Below are 21,903 nucleotides of genomic sequence, written 5' to 3'. Positions count from 1 at the left end.
AGCTTATACAAGCTTGTATTTTGTACGACATGCAGAATCCAGGTTCATCGAAGGCAAGGAGCGCGAGCGTGGACTGACTGAGCAGGGGGATTTGGATGCGAAGAAAGTGGCCAATCTTTTGCAAGCAGAGCACATAGCGTTTTTTTACTCCAGTCCGTATCTTCGAGCGGTGCAAACCATTCAGATTTTGGCTGACTTGTATGGAAAGCCTGTGCTGACCTTTGAAGATTTGCGTGAACGTGCGTTGTCGGGTTCCCATGTCAAACATGATGATTTTCATGAGGCTAAGCGACAGTTGTATCTTGATGCTTCGTTCGCTTTTCCAGGTGGAGAGTCTGGAATTCAGGCTCAGGCGAGAGCCGTTAACATAATTGAACAGGTGTTGGACGAGCACAGGGGGAACAAGATCGTGATTGGTACACATGGTGATATCATGACCCTTATTTTTCAGCATGTTGACCCGAATTACGGTTTCAAGTTTTGGAAGAGCACCACGATGCCGGATATCTACAGAATGGATTTGGATAGAGCTGACAACATGTTACAGATTACAAGAATGTGGGAGTGAAATATATGAAAATTACGTTTTTGCCGGATACATATACGGTGGAGGAATTAAGTGTGACGTCGCTGATGGATAGAACATATTGCATATTTGATCTGGAAGGAACAGGTATTGATACGACTGTGGAGAGCATCACTCAGTTTGGCGCAGTGCCTTATAAAAGGGGAGCGGGCCTTGGCGAATCTAGTTTCTCTTCTCTAGTTCGGGCATCCAAACAGATTCCGGCAGCGGTAGAGAAACTTACCGGTATTACAAATGATGAAATGTTAAAGGCACCGCATTTTAATGAGGTGTATGAGCAATTCTGTAGCTTCATCGGAGACGAGGTGCTCGTGACGCATGCAGGGTATGAATATGACCTACCTATGTTAGAGCGACATTGTCAAGAATACGGGTTAACTATGCTTACCAATAAGGTGTTGGATACCAAGGCGATGTTCACATATATTCATCCCGAGGTAACGGATGTTGTCTCTACGGACTTTCTTATCCAGTACTACGATCTGAATACAGAAGGCATTCACAGACATGATGCTCTGGAAGATTGTGGTATTATTGCCCGGATATTCGAATGTGTGCTCGATGAGTATGAGAAACGAGGATTGGATCATTTTACAGCAGATGCTAGCAAACACATGAAACGTTTTGTTATTCCGGAGATGTATTTGAAAAAGGAGAACGAAGGAGTGACAGAATGAGTAGGGACGATGTGAACCTATTGTTACAGGATTTGAAAGAAGAACGCTTGCTCTGCGAACGAAATTTCGAAGGACTGGATGTAGAGGCGTATCTGGATAAACGTGATGAAGCTCCATTTGCTGATGAGTGGATGAAGGCTTATGAACGCTATGCCGGGGACTCTGCTGTTGCAGAAGATGAAGTGCTGCGACAGATCAGGGAGATTGCCTTTAAACGAACGATAAGCTTGACGGGTGAACCTGAGTTAGCCGGTTATGTCAGCGATGATTTTGGGTTGATCGGTTGTTATTTGCTGCAAGATGGTGAGCAGGATGCGTTTGTGAATCGGTTGTATGAGGGTTACGTTAAAGAGTAAGGAGATCAGGGAAGATATGAGGTGTGCTTACATGATTCAACCCGTACTAAAAGAGATTGTCATTACAGGAAATCCCAATATCCATGGCAAATTAGAATTCACAGAAACAGAAGATATTGGAGATGACTTTTATTTGTCAGGTACCGCTTGTATCGGAACTGAAGACGGTGATGGAGCGGATTGTTTTGACTTTGGAATCATAACCCCAAAAGCGCTTGAGAGAGAACTTGGAGATGGCGTAGATATCATCTCAGGTTCAAGATATTTTATTGTGAATAGATTAGACTTTGAAATGATTACTAGAAAGATAGAACAGATCCTTCTTAAACATCAAAGGGAGACATGGAAAGAAGTAGCTAATAGCCTTACTCCTTATTTCAGCTGGGAATATACGGATTCCATACGTTTGAATAGTGAGGAAGAACTTCTGGAGATGATCAGAAAACATACGGATGAGAGTATGGATTAGAACACGTGTAGATAAAATTGCCCCTGCTTCGTAGATTCGTAGCAGGGGTATCTTTTATCAAGAATGCTTCGTTTGTATAAAAAAGAGGTCTCAAATGTGTATTGTGAGTTTGGGTCAACATCATGTACAATTCACCTACAGAGTTATATGAGAATGATTATCATTATAGATTAAAGTATTCTGTTCTCATGATGACATCTACAGATTAGACATAGGGGGAAATGCATGATGGCAAGACGGAGCAAAGGAATTCAAGGGTGGTTGATGTTGTTATTGCTCACTGCAATGGTGATATCCGGTTGTAGCGCAAATAAAGAAACGTCAGCACAACAGGGAGATGCCAAGAAGAGCACCAGTGTGGAAACGGAAGCCTCGAACGCCGCGACACGTGTTGTAAAGGATGAATTTGGAGAAGTAARGATCCCAGTTCATCCACAACGTATTGCGGGTATCTATGTCGAGGACTATCTCAAAGCGCTGGATATTACACCTGTTGTGCAATGGTATCATCCCACTTGGGGAGTACAGGATTATTTGAAGTTGGATGCGCCAAAGTTTGATACGACAGGCAGCATTGAGGCACTTTTGCAATATAACCCGGATCTGATCATCGTTGATGGTGGGGCAGATGCAACCCAATACGAACAATATAGCAAGGTAGCCCCAACCTACCGTCTGCCGGAGAGTGTTCTTCAGGACTCCAATCAGGTATTGACGACAATTGCCGATATTGTAGGGCAACCAGAAAAAGGGGTAGCATTTGAAGAGCAATTCAAACAAAAAATTGCAGATGCGAAAGCAAAATTACAACAAACCATTGGAAATGAGACGGTTGCAGTTGTGAGATTAAACGTAGCAGACAAAGGATTGGCGTTATTCGGGGCCAAAAATCGGTTGACCGGATTTGTTTACTCTGATCTTGGACTTACTCCACATCCACTTGTACGAGATATGAAAGAGTACCAAGAGATTCTGTCCGAAGAGGCGATTCCGAGTCTGGATGCCGATCACATTATCGTGTTTCCTTCAAACGGAACCTGGGATTCCGCAGAAAATCAGGAGGCTATCCGCATGTTGGACGGAAAACTGTGGCAGTCGCTTCCTGCAGTTAAAAATAAACATGTCTACATGATGGAAAGGTCTCACTGGCAGTCCGGAGCAGTCATTGCAAATTCCATGAAGATTGATGATTTGTTGGAAAAGATGACGCCATAACTTATGAGTTGAATAGAGAAAGTTCTTCAGCGTGGGTTGAAGAGCTTTCTTTTTTCGTTTACACTGATTCTAATTGATAACAATTCTCACATAAGGAAGATGGATGCACAATGTACGCTTCAATACAGCACATCATTACCAAGCCATGGCTCTGCTCTTTACAACGCATAGAATACGTAGATTATACATTGGAAACAAGCTCAACATATTCAGTTAAGCAAACGGAAGCTCATTCTTTCATTGTTGTGGTGCAAGGAAGGGGCATTTTAACGTGTTCTGAGGGTCAAACGAAGCTGGAACCGGGTTCCATATGTTTGGTGCGTGGAGATGTTTCTTTCTCTGTAACAACTAATGTTGGAGAAGGAGAGGCGTTGGCGTTTTATAAATTGGCTATGAATTCGATGTTCGAAGACAGCTGTTCGGGCAAGCTAATGCCGATCCAAAACAATCTGGAGAAGCAGGCTATTAACCGTGAAATAAGTTTGGCTACTGACAACATAATATCCGTCATTAATTTTACATATACCCCTTGGAGTGCCTGTGTGGAGTGTATAGAACAGTTATATCGCCAGCAAGATGTTACGGTTGTGCATGACGTGTGGGATGTGCAAATCCAGTTCCAACAGTGGTTCCGAGCTGTCGTTCGTCAAAATGATCCGGAGCTTCAGCTGAATCATGATCGGACCCCACTCCAGCAATCCGTTCAATACATTGAATCACATTATAATCAGATACTCACCGTGGACGAGCTAGCTTCCCGAGCCGGTCTATCCAGAACAAGTTATACGCGGCATTTCAAGAGATTGACAGGCCAGCTTCCTCTTGATTATGTGAACCGTGTTCGACTGGAGCGATCCAAAAAGCTGTTACAGATAACGGATGATCGTCTGCATGATATTGCGAGTCATGTGGGATTTAACAATGAGTATTATTTTAGTCGCCGCTTCAAGCAATATTCGGGAGTCTCACCCGGCGTGTACCGTCGTCATCACCGCCAGGAGGTGCGTGTGTTTGCTCCTTATCTGGAAGATTTCCTGTTGGCGCTCGGAGTGAAGCCGATATTGCAGAGTTCGCATCGGGCTTGGGGCAAACAACGTTATTTACAACTGGATGATGTGCCCGAATTTGACGTCAGTCAGCAGGATGCCGAATTTCAGGCCGAACATATACCAGAGTTCATCATGCTGGACATGGGATATAAAACATGGAACCTGGATCGTTTCGAACAGGTGGCACCCGTGTATTATGTACACCAAGAGGGTGAGGATTGGCGTGCCATTTTGAAATCGGTGGCAGACGTGCTTGGTAGAAACAATAGAGTCCAGGACGTTATTGAGTCGTATGAAGATAAAGCCATGGAGGCCAAAAGACATCTGCAAGGACGTATGCGCAAAGAATCGGTTGCTTTTCTCCGTGTTTCGGCTTCTGGAATTACACTTTACGGTGATCAATGTGGTTATGTAGGCCCAGTCATCTATCGGGATCTAGGTCTCAACCCTCATGAATATGTGACACAGTGGACACGACATGAGCGCAGAGTCGACATTGGATTAGAACAATTAAGTCAGCTTGGTGCTGATCATCTACTGATTACCTTTGATACTCGTGACTCTTTAAGCTTTGAAGAGGAACGACAATTACTGGACAGAACAGAGTGGAAGCAACTTCCTGCCGTGAAGAGCTGTCATGTTTATGAGGTAGATTTTTTGACGTGGATGAACTATGGTGTGATCTCTCATGGGAAGAAAATCGACGATATCTTGCGGTTTATAGGGTAGTAGTGGTTATGCAAAAAAGCAAACAAAGGCTCCTTCAGCTCATGCTGAGGGAGTTTTTGCTTGGTACGGAATCAAATTTAACACAAAAACAGAATAACGTTCACAAAATGCTGAACCTGTAGTCTTTGAAGAGGCTCATGCAACATAACATTAGAGTGAAGGCAGCACAGTTCAAGATTTAAGACCGCTGCTATTTTAATCACAGCCATGGACGGCAGATGGGAGAGCTGCAATGACTAAACGGGTGATTTTGTTGGAAGAAAGTGGGGTAGACTTGAAAGGGCTACCATACAGTATGGGGGCTGCTCTCGCAGAATGGATGCAAGAAGGATGGTCTGTCCCAGCGGGAATGGTCGTTAAGACGGATGGCTGCCGCGCATATTGTACCCGTCTTGGTCAACTTTCGGATGAAATCATGGAAGAGCTGGTTAGTGCCATCCGACAGCTGGAGCAGCAAACGGGTACATCTTTTGGTGGCCCGAACCATCCGCTCCTGTTTGATGTGCGATCAGATGAGGCTGTTTCTTTTTCGGCATTAGAAAACTACGCTATATCATACGTGGGTCTGAATGATGAAACCGTTGAAGGTCTCGCTCACCAGACAGGCAATCGTTTTTATGCGCTTCAATGTTATCTGGCCGTACTTCAGCAGTACGGGCACTTAGTTCATGGTATTCCCTATAAGATGACTTTTGCGAAGCCTGCAGCTTCAGAGCCTTATTTTTCAGGAGAGACGGAGCTTGAATTATTGATTGAAGAATGGAAGGACTTGATTCAGGCGGTCAGCGGAAGTCCTTTTCCACAGGATGTATTTACTCAACTTCAAACAGCTGTTCGAGCGGTGTTCTGTTCTGCTGACAAGATGAATCATGGAGCTGATCCCCTTGAGGATCAAACAAAGGAAGAAGCAACAAACGGGTCCGCTGTACTTATACAGGCCATGGTACAAGGTAATGACGTCAATTATAAAGGTTCAGGGAAAGTCTACACCCGTAATCCGGCAACGGGGGAGCAAGGCATGATAGGAGATTATCTTCCGTCAAGAAGCAAGTCTGGAATGGTGCATGCGCTCTCTTACTTAAAAAGAAATAATTCAAAGCGCTATACAGAGCTTGAGATGATCTCTACGGAGCTAGAGAGACGCACAGGAACAGTGCTGGAACTCACCTACGTGGTGAAGACGGACTCGGTATGCATACAACATGTGCAACCTGCGAGATTAAGTTCATTGGCTACGATCATAAACGCAGTCAATTTCGTACATGAGGGGCTGGTTTCAAAAGAGGAAGCACTCCTCCGAATGAGATCAGAGGTTATAGCAGCAGGTATGCAACAGGAGTTGCCTGAACTGAAAATTTTGCTGGAATGGGCTGATGACATAAAAGAGTTATCCATTCTTTCCAAGGTGGAACATATATCAGAGATTTGGCATGCGCGAGCATGGGATGCTGAGGGAATCGGGTTATGTACAACCGAGACTATGCTGTTGTCTCCGTCAAGAAAGCCTTATATGCAGAAGATGCTGTTGGCCGAAACAGAAGCAGATCGCAGGCGTGGGCTGGAACGATTGCTGCCGATGCAGCAGTCTGATATGGAATGTCTTTTTGAAGCGATGGACGGACGACCGGTGAACATTCAATTATTTGATTTTCCGCTACAAGAGTTGTTTCAGGATGAAAATGTGCTGGAGTTACAAAGTAATGATTCGGCATTGGTTTTATCCCAGATTCATGAAATGCAACTGGAGGCTATTTTCCGGGCAGCGGTCAAGAGTATTCGTAAAGGGCTATGGGTTCGTCCCGAAATCATGATTCCGCATGTGGAGCATGTACAAGAAATTCAAAAAATGAGAGCATTGGTGGATCATGTAGCGGATCAGGTGCTTGGTGAAGAGCGACGCCATTGTGTATATAAGGTAGGGGCTGCAGTTACCTCAGCAAAAGTTGCATGGACAGCAGCACATATCGCACGTTATGCGGACTTTATCTCGTTTGATGCAGATACTCTGACACAATCTATATATGGCAACACTCGTGAGAAAACAGCGGGGCGAGAGCTGGTTGAGGGAGTGACTGCCCAGATGGAATGTAATTCTTTTCATACCTTTAGTATAGAAGGGTTAGGAAGTTTAGTAGAGATGGCAGCTGCACAAGGGCGAATTCGCAAACCACATCTGAAAACATCCATAACCGGTGAACATATACTGGATGCGGCGTGCATTTACTTTATCCATGACATCAAGTTAGTGGCTGTATGTTGCAAACCAGAGCAGATTCCATGGGCTCGAGTTGTAGCAGCACAGGCAGTCATACGAGCATCACATAACAATCAAAGTATGAAGAACGAGGATATATCAACGATTGCCTGAGTCAATCCTTGTCCTTCATTAAAACACATCTGAGCCAGTGTGGACGTCTTTATAAGTAGAACGATTCATTTACACAAGAACGGAGAAGACAGAAAAAACCTGTAAAAGCGTAGCTAAAAGCTTTCTGAAAGAAAGCTACGTCGGAAGCATAGGCTTCGCATTTATCACAAGATTTTCCCCTTGAAAAGAGGGATCAGAAAAATCTAGGGATAACAGCGATTGAAAGGTTATTCTGTCTTTGGAGTGCCCGTGTAAATCATTTTAGTTCTAATTATATAGCATAACCTCAATGGAACAGCGACACGAAAACTGTTATACTGAAATATGCGTTTTGTAAATTGAACGTAAAAATTTCAGATAAGGGTTGAAAACGACCATGTTTACATCAACAAATAAAAGCAGGCAGCCATCTTCACGGACTTTATTTGCCGTCTTGTTTATTTTAATGCTGCTGAAGTTATCGCTTCTGCGTTATTTCTTTTTTAATGGATTGTCTGGCGTAGGAATGTTAACTGATGCACTCGCTGCACTCACCATTGTATGTGTGCTGGATCTCATTGTTCCGCTAAGCTGGAAGCGAACGGTATATGGAACGTTTAACGTTCTGTTCTCACTTCTTCTGTTTGCAGCCACGCTGTATAATGCGCATTTCAGTTCGGTTCCGACATACACTGCGCTAAGTGAACTTGGGCAGGTTGCCCAGGTCAGGGGAAGTATCGGACCATTGGTTCGTCCACAACATTTTTTGTTTTTTCTCGATATTGTTCTTGCTGTGCCGATCTGGTTGTTCATACGTAGACGGAGCAGAGGATCATATCGCAGCAGTTACCAGGAGAGTAGCCTGACATTTGGCAGAAATCGCAGACGCTACTGGGGTAAACTGGGCGTTGCACTTACAGCGGCGTTCTGCATCGTTTTGTCTGGCAGCTTTATCGTCAAGGGGGAAACGATTGATAACGAGCTGGTACGGGCTGAAAATCTCGGTTTTCTGAACTATCAGGTGTCCTCGGCAATTCTGACGAGCAAGGAAAATGAAGCCATTGCCAATGGCAATATTAACGAAACGATTGCCAAGATTAATGCATTGGTGAGCAAATATCCATACCAGAACAAAGCGACAAACGGCGCTGCGGTAAAGGCAAAGTATTTTGGCCAGGCGAAAGGTAGCAACCTGATTGTGCTTCAACTGGAGTCCTTTCAAAATTTTCCGATTAACGCTTCGTTGAACGGGCAAGAATTAACACCGGTTTTGAATAATCTTGCGAAAGAAAGCTATTATTTCTCTCATTTCTTCCAACAGATCGGTCAAGGAAATACGTCGGATGCGGAGTTTATGTCGAATACATCCATATATCCTACAGGGGTCGTGCCGATGTCAGCCGGGTATAGTGACCGTGACCTTCCAAGCCTGCCTAAATTGCTGGCCAAAGAAGGATATGAGTCAGAGACATACCATGTTAACGACGTAACCTTCTGGAATCGCAACAAGATGTATCCTGCCCTCGGATTCACGCGATACTTTGATAAACCTAACTTCACGAATGACAAATTCAACGATTTTGGGCCATCGGACGAAGAATTGTATCGGGTGGGTGTGGAAAAAATGACTGCGCATCAGACTGCAAATCAGCCATTCTATGCTCAGTTCATCACAGCCTCGAGCCATTCGCCGTTTACTGTCCCTGCTGATCGTGCGCGTATTGAAATTCCGCCGGCGATTACAAATAAACTGCTGAGTGATTACTTGCAAGCGATCAATTATACAGATTACGCGGTAGGTCAGCTGATTAACGAGTTGAAGGCAAATGGTTTATGGGATAACACTACGCTTGTGCTCTATGGAGATCATTTCGGATTGCCTGAGGAACCGGAAATTACAGAGCAGATTCAGGCAAACCTGAATATCCCATACGATGGAAAAGTAAGCCGATTCAACATTCCGCTGATGATTCATACGCCGAAACAGACGAAAGGGCAAGTGATCGAGCAGCCGGGAGGTCAACTGGACATTCTGCCTACCGTCATGAACCTCATGGGCGTATCGTTGCAGCAGGAGAAGTTCACAGCATTCGGTCATGACTTGCTGAATATGGATCACAACGCGTTTGGTATTCGTTATTACTTGCCGACCGGTTCGTTTGTCAACAATGACATTATGTTCATTCCGGGGGCAGGGTTTGATGATGGAACTGCTTATTCACTCAAAACCTATGAACGGGTGACAGATCTGGAACCGTATCGTTCCGATTATGAGCATGTGCTTAGTCTGATGAAGTTGTCTGACGAGTACGTGAAGCTGTTGCCTAAACGAGCACCTTAATTCAAAGAAGTTGAATAGTGCAGTGTCATATTAGTAAGGTGGACAAATAAGGTAGACCAATAAGATAGGCCGAGCAACATCCCGTAACGCAGCCAGCATAGAAGCTAGCTGCGTTTTTGTATTCTTTTTCAAATGGCGGGGTTAATAAGAATAAATCAAGTAAAGTTTGAAACTGTAATTTTTAATGTTACAATGGAGTAGTAAGCAATAGGAAAGATCGTTACTTTACATCACCCTACAGACGAGAGGAATGAATATATATGAAACTGAGTGTACTAGAGCATGGACACATTAGTGAGGGCCGCAATGTACAAGATGCTTTACATGAGGCAGTGACTTTAGCACAGCATGCCGAACAACTGGGGTATTCCCGGTTTTGGATGTCTGAGCATCACGGCGGCGGTGCGCTGTCCTTTTCAAGCCCGGAGATCATGATTGGCCATGTGGCTGCCCACACAGAACGTATTCGGGTCGGATCGGGCGGAGTCATGCTACCGCATTACAGCGCGTATAAAGTGGCAGAAAACTTCCGTTTGCTGGAAGCTTTGCACCCTGGACGGATCGATCTCGGCATTGGGCGTGCGCCAGGAGGCATGCCTATTGCGAGCAGGGCATTGAACGAGGGAAAGTCATCCAACGTACAGTTTTTCCCGCAGCAGATTGCGGATCTTGGAGGTTACTTCCATGAGCAGCTGCCTGAGGATCATCGTTTTGCTTCTCTTGTAGCCGGACCTTCCGTCCCAACGGTTCCTGAAGTGTGGTTGCTGGGCTCCAGCTCAGAAGGAGCGAGAATTGCTGCAGCGCAAGGGACTGCTTATGCCTTTGCCCAGTTTTTCGGAACGCCAGGTGGTGAGGAAGCGATGAAACACTACCGTCGCCACTTCAAACCTTCAATCCTGAACGACAAACCCCACTCTATGATTGCGGTCTCCGCTTTCTGTGCAGATACGGAAGAAGAAGCCGCTGAACTGGCTCGCAGCAATGAGTTATTCTTCCTGCGACTTGGACGCGGACTAGAACAGAAGTCCTTCCCTTCTCTGGAGACGGTGAATGACTATCCATATACAGCGATGGAAATGGAACAGATTCGTCAGCGCCGATCCTTCTCGATCATCGGCACGCCGGATCAGGTGAAGGACAAAATTATCGCGATGGCTGAACGTCATGAAGCCGATGAAGTGATCATTGCGTCAGCCATTCATTCGTTTGAGGCACGTCTGCGTTCCTTCCGTTTGATTGCAGAAGCTTTTGGCCTGCATCAGGACTAAAGCAGGATTAAGTCTACAGGAACGGGAATATAAATGTGGTTGGGACTGGAACCTTGCCCGGCTCGGCTGCAGTTGTGTTGCTGCTGGCTGAGAGGGTTCCAGTCTATATTTCTGGCTCACCCGGAAAGAGAGGAGATTCACTTGCGCAGATGTGTCATCAGTGACATCCACGGTTGTTATGATGAATTTAATGCATTGCTGGAACAGGTTCATTACAATCCCTCGCAGGATGAGTTGATTTTGCTGGGTGACTATGTAGATCGAGGCCCCAAAAGCAAACAGGTCATTGAGCAGATTATGAAGCTAAGACAGGAGCAGGAGAATAAAATCATCGTTCTGAAGGGCAATCATGATGCCATGATGGTCAAGGCTTTGACAAATGATGTGGAAGAGTACGACACACATTGGATTCGAAATGGAGGATTACAGACACTGGCAAGTTATCTGGACGTTTCGTATGATGGAGATCGGATGGATTGGCAAACCTATGCTCAGGACAAACAATGGATGCGCTCTCATTATATGGATCATCTACTTTTTCTGGACGGGCTTCCGCTGTCGTATGAAATTCCGGGATATATTTTTGTACACGCCGGGATCAACCCGGATGTAGCCGAATGGAGAAATCAGTCTGAACGAGATTTCATCTGGATTCGTGAACCTTTTTATAGCAGACCGACGATGCTTCAGGATATTGTTGTGTTTGGACATACACCTGTGCAATATTTGCAGGATGAGCCTGGAATTTGGATGGATCCGCTGGGAGACAAGATCGGTATCGACGGTGGATGTGCTTACGGTGCCCAGTTAAATCTGCTGGAGATTGATGAGGAAGGTTGTTTGCAGACGTTCTTTGTGAAAAAAGGAATGCAGATGCCGAACCCTGAGTTATAGATTTCAGTTATCGTTGCACAAACCTGGATAGATGTGCTAATTTATAGAGTTGTAATGTTATACTATGCAATTATCAAAAAGATACATATTCTACTGATGTGAGAGGAATGAAGTGAGTTTGGCTATCTATAATTTGGATCAACTTCAGCACCATATTCTACTCTGTAACGGTGGAACTTGTATGCGTAATGAGGGAGAAGAAGTTACTCAGGCGGTACGGGACGAAATTGCGCAACAGCAGGCTGGAGGATTCATTCATACAACACGTACAAAGTGCAATGGTCGATGTGATGATGGATGTGTAACGATTGTATATCCGCAAGGGGACTGGTATGGCAAAATGACCCCGGAATCAGGCCGGGAGCTTGTACAAGCCCTGTGTAAGGGTGAAAAGCTTGACGGACATCTGATTGCAAATGTAGCGAATACCCCTGCAAATTAGAACTGACGTGGACACCTGTTGATGACAATAAGCTAATAGATTCCTCTTGCTTCACGGCGTGTGCCACTTGCGAAACAGCTTGTTGCATAAGCTATAATTAATTCGCTGTAAAGGGATTGGAATTAAGACGTATAAGCGCTATAATCAGTAAGGTATGATTCAAACAAGGGTAGGATTGAACTTAAACTCGAATTGACGGAGGGCTAAGAATATGGAAAAAGCACTAATTTTCGGCCACAAAAACCCGGACACAGACACGATCTGTTCAGCAATCGCTTATGCAGATCTGAAAAGCAAATTGGGTCAGGAAGTTGAAGCGGTACGTCTGGGCGAAGTAAATGGCGAAACACAGTTTGCGCTGGATCATTTCAAGGTTGCAGCACCACGTTTGATCAAAACAGCAGCGAACGAAGTAAACAAAGTCATTCTGGTGGATCACAATGAGCGTCAGCAAAGTGTTAGCGATATTGAAGATGTTACGGTTGTTGAAGTTATCGACCATCACCGAATCGCCAATTTTGAGACAAGCCAACCTTTGTATTTCCGTGCAGAGCCTGTAGGCTGTACGGCAACCATTTTGAATAAAATGTACAAAGAAAACGGCATTGAAATCAGTGCACCAATCGCGGGTCTGATGTTGTCGGCCATTATCTCGGATTCCTTGCTCTTCAAATCACCAACTTGCACAGAGCAAGACGTAGCTGCAGCACGTGAACTGGCTGCTATTGCTGGTGTGGATGCAGACAGTTACGGTCTGGACATGCTGAAAGCTGGTGCGGATTTGAGTCAGAAAACAATCGCTGAGCTCATTTCCCTCGATGCGAAAGAATTCGCAATGGGTACAGCGAAAGTTGAGATCGCACAAGTAAACGCGGTAGACGTGAATGATGTCCTGGTAAAACAGCCGGAACTTGAAGCGGCGATCGAAGCGATTATCTCTAGTAAAGGGCTCGACCTGTTCTTGTTTGTCGTTACCGACATTCTCAACAATGACTCCGTTGGACTGGCTTATGGTGCTTCTACCAAAGCGGTTGAGAAAGCATACAACGTAACGCTAACAGATAACAAAGCACTACTTAAAGGCGTTGTATCCCGTAAATCTCAGATCGTACCGGTTCTGACTGAAGCATTTAACACGCTGTAATTTGCAGAACGGAACTTTCTCACATATTGAATTTTAATAAATCCAATACCAAGAAGCCTGCTCTGATCTTCAGTGATCAGGACAGGCTTTTCATGTCAAGGAGGAAGAATCATGGCTCAGATCATCAAAAATGAAAAGATCAAAGCGTCCGAGGTGCAACTTACCGGACTGAATGGTGAAGATCTAGGGATTATGTCCACGAGCGAAGCGCTGGCGCTGGCCAAGAAGTATAAAGTTGACCTCGTATGTTTGTCCTTGTTGACTAGTCCACCCCCATGTAAATTGATCGGTGCGGGTGCGGCACGTGAGGAAGCGCAGCAAGCGAAGAAAAAGGCAAGCAAATCCCCCGATAAACGCAAAGTGAAGGAAATCCGGCTGCATCTGCAAATGGAGGATCATGACCGGGATGTAAAGCAATCACAAGCAGAACGAATTCTGAAAAAAGGTGATTCTGTGAAGTTTGTCATCCAGGTACATGGTGCCAAAGAAGGAGACGCAGGTAAAGTGTGGGCAGAAGAATTGTGCAAGGCTTTAAAAGAACACGGCAGTAAAACCACGGGTGTTCAGGTTAGCGGTAAACAGGTCGTAGTTCAACTTGACCCGTTGAACTAATAATTCAAACATTATAGCCGGTTACTGAAGGTTTATGGCATATAAGTTGGCTCGGTGTGCGGGTGAATGACAATTGCTGATGTTATATATCAGATATCGAAGCAAGCCCAATATAAAAACAGCCTGATGGCTGCTTTCTATTGGGCTCTTGTCTAAGTTAAGCATGGGTGCTATTCTCCAAAACCACTTATTGACTGCATAATCGGCTATTTAAGTCCGCAGATAACGGCTCCCGCCTACGCGAATATACATTTGACCAGGCAATACAGGTGTGGATGCATCCGGGTTACTACTGGAAGCATTCTTGGCATAACGGGATAAGTAAAGAAAATCTGGATAAATGACCATATCCATTAAATAGGCTGAAGTTCGGCTGCCGGGAAACCGAAACTGGTTTAAGGTCTGGATAATCTCCGGGCCGCTTGCAATGCCAATGCCGTGTCCATAGTACCAGTTTTCCCGCAGCATAATGGTGTTTTCACCTTGCCATTCAGGGGTTTTGGGAGAGACATCCGGATTTTTGAAATAGAGCACGTCACCCGGAAGTGCGGTTTCCTTGCCGTTTTTTTCCGTCAAACGCAGATCACTGTCATAATGCCAGTCAAATAGCAGCAAGTTACGAAATAACGAATTAAAGGCTTCTTCACGTATGCTCCCAAGCACACCTCCATAGAGCACGATCACGGTAGCGGTTGCACACTCAAATGCATATAAACGCCCGTTTCTCCATATATCTCTGATGCCGTCAGCAGGTGTTACATCCGGTCTTAGCTCAAATCCGCCTTGGGCATTCCGATTCCAGAAGGCGGGGTTACACCTCGAGTCTTCAAATGAGGCAAAGCTGACTCCACTTCGATTCAATCCTTCGGCTGCGTCTACAAGAGATTCTCTTAAGTTCCATTCAAAGTGCAGATGATCCATGGATTGATACACATATCGGATTGGGCGGTTTTGAAGCTGCTGTAACCAGTACCATTCAAAGGCAGACCAATCGGAGGGAAACAGTTGAACCGGTTGATTCGCAACAATAATCATGGGGCAATAACCTCCGTTCTTCAATAACGTTGAATATGCTGAGACGCCGAAGATCTGAACAATGTCGAATTTTGTCTAAGATTTTTGCTTCTGGATCGTTTAACTATCATGGTATTTGGGGTACTACTCTTATAGTAAAGTTATGTTCCGTTCGATCTGTTCATACGAATAACATTACATTCTCATTAAAACAACATTCACGCTTCGATTAAAGCAACATTTACATTCTCGGTAAGGGAGGATACGTAGTGTCGAACTCCATCACACAGAGCCGGTCTCTGTTCGAACAATTATACACACACGCGCCAATCGGCATTGCTGTCGCTTCTCACGTTAATGGACTGTGGGTGCAGTTGAATCCCGCTTTTTGCGAGATGCTTGCATCAACGGAAGAGGAGCTGTTGCATACTTCTGTTGTACATATGATTTATGAAGAAGACCTCAGATACGAAGAGTTTCGTAAAAATTTCTGGGAAATGACCAACGGTGAACAGCCGATGTACGAAACAGAGGTGCGTTTGAAACGAAAAGATGGTACGTTGCTGTGGGCAACGATCAGAGCATGCATTGTCCGGGACGAGGAAACGGAAGAGCCATTGTATTTACTGGTACAAGCTGCAGATATTACGAAACAAAAAGAGGCGGAAGAACGACTCCTTGAACAGCGTAAACAGCTGGAAGAGAGCAGTCGTATTTCACGTATACTGGCTGAATCTTCAATGGATTTGATTGCAATTCATGAGGCGGATGCTGAGCGTACATTTAAATATGTATCTGATGCGAGCAGAAGCATGCTCGGTTACGATCCTGAAGAAATGATAGGACGATCGGGCATGTTCTGCATTCACCCGGAGGATATTCCGGCCGTACAGGCCTATATCCGCGGTCAGATGAGTGGACTTACACCGGAGCGTATTAGTTATCGGCTGCAGCACAAGAACGGATCCATTATATGGGCAGATACATTGACCCATTATGTGTGCGATGAGTCAGGCAAGCTGCAGGAGATGGTCGCAGTTACTCGAGACATTACAGAAAGTAAACAGCAGCAGTTGAATTTACAAGAGTATACGTCTTTGTTTGATTGTAATCCGCTTGGAGTGGCTTCCTTGGATCTGGATGGGAATTTGCTGAAAGCCAATGCGGGGCAGGAACAATTGACAGGCCATACGAGAGATGAACTGTTAAGTCGGCCTTTCGATCATCTGATTGATCCGGTAGATCTGGAGAAGACACGTTATCACTTTGAAGAATCGGTGAAGGGCATAGCGCAGAGCTACGAGATTGGCTTGATTCACAAGAGCGGGCAACGAATTGAGACAAGTGTTATCAATGTCCCTATTTTGCTGGAAAACAAAGTCGTTGGTGTATACGGCATTACGAGTGATGTTACATCAGCTAAACGTTATGTCGAAGAGATTGAGAATTTAAGTTACGAAAGAGCGCTGATCTTGAATGGAATGTCCGAAGGTGTCATTGGGCTGGATCTGGATGGGAATGTGAATTTTGCCAACCCGGCTGCGGCGGAGATGATGAGCATCTGTCCAAACGAGATGAATGGCAAACCTCTGGAGAAAATGATGATACAGATGCAAAGTGAAGGGATTCCTTATCCGGCGAAAGGTACGCCTATTTTGCAGTCTGTACGTGAAGGAAGGGCATTGCCGCGGACAGAATCGGTATTCTGGCGACAGGACGGATCGAGTTTTCTCGCGGAGTTCCAACTGAAGCCAATTATGGATCAAGGGAAAACACGTGGTGCCGTGTTGGTGTTCCGTGATATGACATCGGTAAAAGAAATCATTCGTGCGAAGGAAGCGGCAGAGCACGCTGATCGTGCAAAGTCCGAGTTTCTCGCTATTATGAGCCACGAGCTTCGTACACCGCTTAACGGGATTATGGGAATGGCACATCTGTTGATGGAAACAGAGCTGGATGAAGAACAGCGAGGATTTGCGGAGATTATGATTGATAGTGGAGAGTCGCTGCTGTACATTTTGAATGAAATACTCGACTTCAGTAAAATTGAAGCAGGCAAAATGGATTTGGAACAAGGGCCAGTAGATATCCGGGAGATGCTGAACAGTGTAATGGAGCTGTTTTCCATCAAAGCCGCTGAGAAGAAGATTGAACTATATAGTGAAGTCTCTTCACAGATTCCGGAATGTGTGAGCGGAGATGAGACAAGGATTCGTCAGATTCTTATTAATTTGGTGGGCAATGCGGTTAAATTTACCGAAAAGGGAAACGTTGCGGTTATTGCGGAGATAGATCATTCGCCAGAATATGGCCCGGATCATCTGCTGCTTTCGTTCAAGGTTAAGGATACAGGCATTGGCATAGCTTTGGATAAGCAGCATCAATTATTTCAATCCTTCTCCCAATTGGACCCATCCATTAATCGAAAATTTGGAGGAACGGGCTTGGGACTTGCCATTAGCAAGAAATTGGTCGAGTTGATGGGTGGAGCCATCGGTGTGCAAAGTGAGATTGGTCAGGGGGCGGAATTCCAGTTTACCCTTGTGTTAGAGAAGTGGAGAGAAGAAGTACTGTCTGCAGAAGATGAGGTAGCTGTAGGGCTAGAAATGCCAGAACGTCACCATCTTGCTCAGGGAATTCGTATTTTAATTGCCGAGGATCAGGCCTTGAACAGTCATCTGTTAGAGGAAATGTTGCGCAAATTCGGTGGTGTGTGCGATATCGTGGAGAATGGGGCGCAGGCTGTAGATTTACTCGCGATAACGCCATACGATCTGATCTTTATGGATATTCAAATGCCTGTGATGGATGGGATCGAAGCGACTTGTGAAATCAGGAAAACCCATCCGAAGATCCCGGTGATTGCAGCAATTACAGCTTTTGCCGGGGAACGTGACCGAGAAGCTTGCTTGCAATGCGGAATGCAAGACTTTATAAGCAAGCCTTTCCATTCGTCAGAGATTATTCGCGTTCTGAACACATGGGTGCCCTATATAGATGCTCAGAAAGTGAATTGATCTTGCAATCTGTGGGGCCAGATAAGAAAGCGTTCAACAAATGACGAATACAAAAAACCTGTATCTCCATTTGGAGTACAGGTTTTTTACGTGTTTAAAGATACTTTTTAAAGGTAATTGGGCAAATGTTTTTAGTGTTTCAATCTGCTGTAATGTTATGGAACCCAGTACTTAAGACCATCCACCGATTAACCCTGAGAGGGTTACACACTCATCATCTTCCAATTCTGCAATCAGCGTGAGTTCTTCGTTATCCTGCGGATTCACCGAAAATAACTCACGGCGTCCGTCTTCGTGCTTGATGATGACTAACTGATTACCGCCTTTTGTATGAAACTGGTACTTAACCCCGATACCAGGCAGGGCGCATTCCCGGATATTCATGAAACTTGTTCACCTCTTTAGTTTTTGCTTAAATCATCTTGTTAACCGTTCGCACAGTACGGATGTATTCTACTATCCATAACACCGTTTGGCAAGTCACAAATCAAATAGTCGAAGGAGTGTCATGAATTTCCACGATGTACCGTCGGATTTTGCAATAGTCTTGCTCGTCTGCGCCGAATGAAAAACCAGATGAGCAGAGCCAGGATCAGTACAAGGCCAACGATGGAAACCAACAGGATATTCCGAATATTCGGAATTTGCACGGTCAAATCCAGCGTATTCTTTTGCAGGGGAGAAATGTTCCAGATCAGCGTTTTACCACCATCCTGCACTTGATCTGCATTGGAATCCTCGGCTTGGATCGGGAGAGACAGTTTAAAATCAAATTTCACATCTTTTAACAAAAGTCGTTTGAGAAAACCTGGAACATTGTTGATCTTGTCTTTAATATCCCCATCTGGCATGGCTTCCATAAGGTCAGCTTTAGCAACAATATGCATTTTTGACGTGAAGAAACCTGGGGTCGTTGATTGTTCGATCTGAATACCTGGTGGCAGCTTGGAAGAATCGAACCCGGTCATATTTCTTTTTTCATAATGGGTCGTTGCTTTTAACACACTCTGATCTGCCTGTTTGGTCACTTCTGCCTTAAAGTTATTCCGTTCCAATGCTTCAGCTAGCAAGGGCATCATATTGTCTTGTCCAATTTTGCCAAGAGCTGAGTCCGAAACACTTAGATTCAGATCCAGATCTGCCGTTCCGTTTGTATTTACAGTCACATGGGCTTCTCCATCCGCACAGGCGGATAACATGATCAGCATGAAGGCAAGTACAAGAGCAAGTGATAAAGAGTGTATAGAAATGCGAGTTGACATGAAGCTCCTGCCTTTCTGTGAAAATATATTGAGGTAATGTCCATATCCATCCAATCCAGAAGTATAGTATACAACGGAAAGTCTGCAGATGCTAACAAGTCGTATAAAACAAGACTTATGGTGAGATAACAAGGATGTAGTTTGAAGAAAAGAATAACAAAAGTGATGTTTTGGGTTGATTAAAATTAAAGATTTCGTATTTTTGTCAATGTTCGGTCAATTCAAACCATCATTCCGCGTGTACACTAGTATAGAGATGAATATACGGGCAAGGGGGGTACTTTCATGACTTATATTATTATTCTGGCTGTGATTATGGTTGTGGGTATGATTGGTATGGGCTGGTTCTATAAGATTGTTGATGAAGATAAACACTAATTTGCAAATCAACTGTAACATTTGAAAAAGACAAGCCTATAAGCTTGCTTCGCTGATGCGGGGCGGGCTTATTTGTGTTGCTGCGAATCAAGTATGATGAAGCATACTTAAACTGATCATATAGATACCTCACGCAAGGATGTAAATGATTCGTTTCAGATCGGGAGCATTTGACCGATGGACAAATATTTTTCGTAAAGATGGGATTTTTAGGCTTTACTTTTGTATAATAGGGAATAGCTTCTCGGGTTTTTCCCGAAATTTGCCAAACAGGAAAGGGTGTACATAAATGAAGTTTAGTGAATACACGTATACACGTCCCGATCTGGAACACATCAAAACTGCTTTCGGTGAACTGCTGGAGGGATTCGAAGCGGCGTCTTCAGTGGAAGAGCAAAGTGAATTCATGGACAAAATCAATGCCTTTCGCAGTGATTTCGAAACCCAGGCACAGCTCGTCTATATCAGACATTCCATTGATACTAATGATGAGTTTTATAAGGCAGAGAACGAGTTTCTGGATGAAAGCCAGCCTGTTGTTCAGGAGTATATCACGGATTACTACCGTGCGCTGGTGAATTCCAAGTTCCGTGCGGAACTGGAGCAAAAGTGGGGAACTCAACTGTTCCAGCTCGCCGATCAGGCTTTGAAAACATTCAGCCCGGAGATCATTGAAGATCTCCAGAAGGAAAACAAACTTTCTACGGAATACAACCAGCTGATCGCTTCCGCTAAAATTCCGTTTGAAGGGGAGGAGCGTACACTGCCTCAGCTGCACCCGTTTGAGCTGTCTACAGATCGCTCCATGCGGGAGCGTGCTTCAGAAGCCCGCTATACATTTATGGCGGAGCATGAAGCGGAATTCGACCGCATTTACGACGAGCTGGTGAAAGTGCGTACACAGATTGCGAAAAAGCTGGGCTATCCAAGCTACGTGGAGCTCGGTTATGACCGTATGAACCGTACGGATTATAACGCGGAGATGGTAGCGAATTTCCGTGCACAAGTTCGAGATTACATCGTACCTGTTGCAACCAAGCTCAGAGAACGTCAGCGTAGCCGGATTGATGTGGATACGCTCTATTTCTACGATCAGGGCTTTAGTTTCAAGACGGGTAATCCAACACCCAAAGGTGATCCAGATTGGATTGTGGAGAACGGCAAACGCATGTACGCGGAACTCTCGCCTGAGACCGATGAGTTCTTCCAGATGATGACCGAGAATGAATTGATGGACCTGGTTAGTAAAAAAGGTAAACAGGGCGGCGGATATTGTACGTTCCTGAACGATTACAAAGTACCGTTTATTTTCTCCAACTTCAATGGTACGTCGGGCGATATTGATGTATTGACGCATGAAGCAGGACATGCGTTCCAAGTGTACGAAAGCCGTGATTTTGCTGTGCCTGAATATAATTGGCCGACCTATGAGTCTGCAGAGATTCATTCCATGAGCATGGAGTTCTTCACTTGGCCGTGGATGGAGCTGTTCTTCAAGGAAGATACGGACAAGTACAAGTTCGACCATCTGTCTTCTGCGCTTCTTTTTATTCCATACGGAGTAGCTGTAGATGAATTCCAGCATTTTGTCTATGCGAACCCGGATGCTACACCGGCTGAACGCAAGCAGGCTTGGCGTGATATCGAGAAGATTTACTTGCCACATATCAATTACAAAGACAACGCGTATTTGGAGCAAGGTGGATTTTGGCATAAGCAAGGTCATATCTTCTCATCGCCATTTTACTATATCGACTACACGCTGGCTCAAATCTGTGCATTCCAGTTCTGGAAACGCAGCAATGAAGATATGAAATCGGCATGGGCGGATTATCTGACATTGTGCAAAGCAGGTGGTAGCCTGTCCTTCACAGGTCTGGTAGAGCTTGCTGGTTTAAAATCACCGTTTGAAGACGGCTGTGTGTCCTCTGTTATTGGCGATATTGAAGCATGGCTTGACGGTGTGAACGACAAAGCTCTGTAGTAAGGGGCAGGAAGTAAAGCCGAGTAAAGTAAAGTAAAGTAAAGTAAAGTAAAGTGGGTCAGCCGAGACTGGCTGGATAGAATGAGACAGGACAATTAAGATACAATGAGGTAAGACAG

At 44.8% G+C, this 21,903-nt stretch carries 18 protein-coding genes; 15 read left to right on the top strand and 3 right to left on the bottom strand.

All coding sequences use genetic code 11. The features are described from left to right. The first annotated feature begins 13 nt into the window (after positions 1-13). The 13 genes from AB4Z30_RS05000 to infC all read left to right on the top strand — a co-directional run bounded on the left by AB4Z30_RS05000 (position 14) and on the right by infC (position 14,129). Entirely contained in the window at positions 14-568 is a 555-nt protein-coding gene (locus AB4Z30_RS05000; protein ID WP_441923854.1) for a histidine phosphatase family protein, read from the top strand. Between the two features lie 5 nt (positions 569-573). After that, positions 574-1,263 carry a 3'-5' exonuclease gene (locus AB4Z30_RS04995; RefSeq protein WP_441923852.1) on the top strand — a complete coding sequence of 230 codons (690 nt, stop codon included), beginning with the start codon at positions 574-576 and terminating at the stop codon, positions 1,261-1,263. Beyond that, positions 1,260-1,619, top strand: a complete 360-nt coding sequence (locus tag AB4Z30_RS04990; RefSeq protein WP_441923850.1) for a hypothetical protein — start codon at positions 1,260-1,262, stop codon at positions 1,617-1,619. Before AB4Z30_RS04995 ends, AB4Z30_RS04990 begins: the two co-directional genes overlap by 4 nt. Before the next feature lie 31 nt (positions 1,620-1,650). Next, positions 1,651-2,088 (top strand): Imm8 family immunity protein, encoded by a 438-nt coding sequence (locus AB4Z30_RS04985; protein ID WP_441923848.1) that lies wholly within the window; start codon positions 1,651-1,653, stop codon positions 2,086-2,088. A 228-nt stretch (positions 2,089-2,316) separates the two neighbouring features. Next, positions 2,317-3,303, top strand: coding sequence for an ABC transporter substrate-binding protein (locus tag AB4Z30_RS04980; RefSeq protein WP_441924221.1), 987 nt, complete (start codon positions 2,317-2,319; stop codon positions 3,301-3,303). 371 nt (positions 3,304-3,674) lie between these two features. Next, positions 3,675-5,081, top strand: coding sequence for a helix-turn-helix domain-containing protein (locus AB4Z30_RS04975; RefSeq protein ID WP_441923846.1), 1,407 nt, complete (start codon positions 3,675-3,677; stop codon positions 5,079-5,081). A 232-nt stretch (positions 5,082-5,313) separates the two neighbouring features. Further along, the gene (locus tag AB4Z30_RS04970) at positions 5,314-7,449 is read left to right on the top strand and encodes a putative PEP-binding protein (protein WP_441923844.1); all 2,136 of its coding nucleotides are present in this window, start codon (positions 5,314-5,316) and stop codon (positions 7,447-7,449) included. 376 nt (positions 7,450-7,825) lie between these two features. After that, positions 7,826-9,769 (top strand): LTA synthase family protein, encoded by a 1,944-nt coding sequence (locus AB4Z30_RS04965; RefSeq protein ID WP_441923842.1) that lies wholly within the window; start codon positions 7,826-7,828, stop codon positions 9,767-9,769. Between the two features lie 260 nt (positions 9,770-10,029). After that, positions 10,030-11,037 carry an LLM class flavin-dependent oxidoreductase gene (locus AB4Z30_RS04960; protein ID WP_441923840.1) on the top strand — a complete coding sequence of 336 codons (1,008 nt, stop codon included), beginning with the start codon at positions 10,030-10,032 and terminating at the stop codon, positions 11,035-11,037. 33 nt (positions 11,038-11,070) lie between these two features. Next, positions 11,071-11,931, top strand: a complete 861-nt coding sequence (locus AB4Z30_RS04955; protein ID WP_441923839.1) for a metallophosphoesterase family protein — start codon at positions 11,071-11,073, stop codon at positions 11,929-11,931. 118 nt (positions 11,932-12,049) lie between these two features. Then, complete coding sequence (locus AB4Z30_RS04950; RefSeq protein WP_441924219.1) at positions 12,050-12,373, top strand: (2Fe-2S) ferredoxin domain-containing protein; 324 nt, start codon at positions 12,050-12,052, stop codon at positions 12,371-12,373. Between the two features lie 211 nt (positions 12,374-12,584). Next, complete coding sequence (locus tag AB4Z30_RS04945; RefSeq protein WP_441923837.1) at positions 12,585-13,517, top strand: manganese-dependent inorganic pyrophosphatase; 933 nt, start codon at positions 12,585-12,587, stop codon at positions 13,515-13,517. Positions 13,518-13,637: 120 nt separating this feature from the next. Next, the gene (gene infC / locus AB4Z30_RS04940; RefSeq protein WP_441924217.1) at positions 13,638-14,129 is read left to right on the top strand and encodes a translation initiation factor IF-3; all 492 of its coding nucleotides are present in this window, start codon (positions 13,638-13,640) and stop codon (positions 14,127-14,129) included. A gap of 210 nt (positions 14,130-14,339) precedes the next feature. Here the strand turns inward: infC and AB4Z30_RS04935 are convergent, their stop codons facing one another. Further along, on the bottom strand, positions 14,340-15,164 hold the full coding sequence (locus tag AB4Z30_RS04935; protein WP_441923835.1) for a protein-glutamine gamma-glutamyltransferase: 825 nt from the start codon (positions 15,162-15,164) through the stop codon (positions 14,340-14,342). A 248-nt stretch (positions 15,165-15,412) separates the two neighbouring features. Here AB4Z30_RS04935 and AB4Z30_RS04930 point away from each other — a divergent pair, with 248 nt between their 5' ends. Beyond that, positions 15,413-18,160 (top strand): PAS domain S-box protein, encoded by a 2,748-nt coding sequence (locus AB4Z30_RS04930; RefSeq protein WP_441923833.1) that lies wholly within the window; start codon positions 15,413-15,415, stop codon positions 18,158-18,160. 171 nt (positions 18,161-18,331) lie between these two features. On the opposite strand, the gene AB4Z30_RS04925 is transcribed toward AB4Z30_RS04930, so the two are convergent. Beyond that, a complete protein-coding gene (locus tag AB4Z30_RS04925) occupies positions 18,332-18,544 on the bottom strand; it encodes a hypothetical protein (RefSeq protein ID WP_090920691.1) in 213 nt (70 codons plus the stop codon). Positions 18,545-18,666: 122 nt separating this feature from the next. Continuing rightward, entirely contained in the window at positions 18,667-19,422 is a 756-nt protein-coding gene (locus tag AB4Z30_RS04920) for a hypothetical protein (RefSeq protein ID WP_441923831.1), read from the bottom strand. A 667-nt stretch (positions 19,423-20,089) separates the two neighbouring features. Between AB4Z30_RS04920 and AB4Z30_RS04915 the strand changes: the two genes are divergently transcribed. Beyond that, the gene (locus AB4Z30_RS04915) at positions 20,090-21,784 is read left to right on the top strand and encodes a M3 family oligoendopeptidase (protein ID WP_441923829.1); all 1,695 of its coding nucleotides are present in this window, start codon (positions 20,090-20,092) and stop codon (positions 21,782-21,784) included. Positions 21,785-21,903: the final 119 nt, after the last annotated feature.

Origin of the sequence: Paenibacillus sp. 2TAF8 (genome assembly GCF_052114825.1) — a bacterium.
Classification (GTDB): domain Bacteria; phylum Bacillota; class Bacilli; order Paenibacillales; family Paenibacillaceae; genus Paenibacillus.
This window is presented reverse-complemented; position numbering and strand designations above follow the sequence as displayed.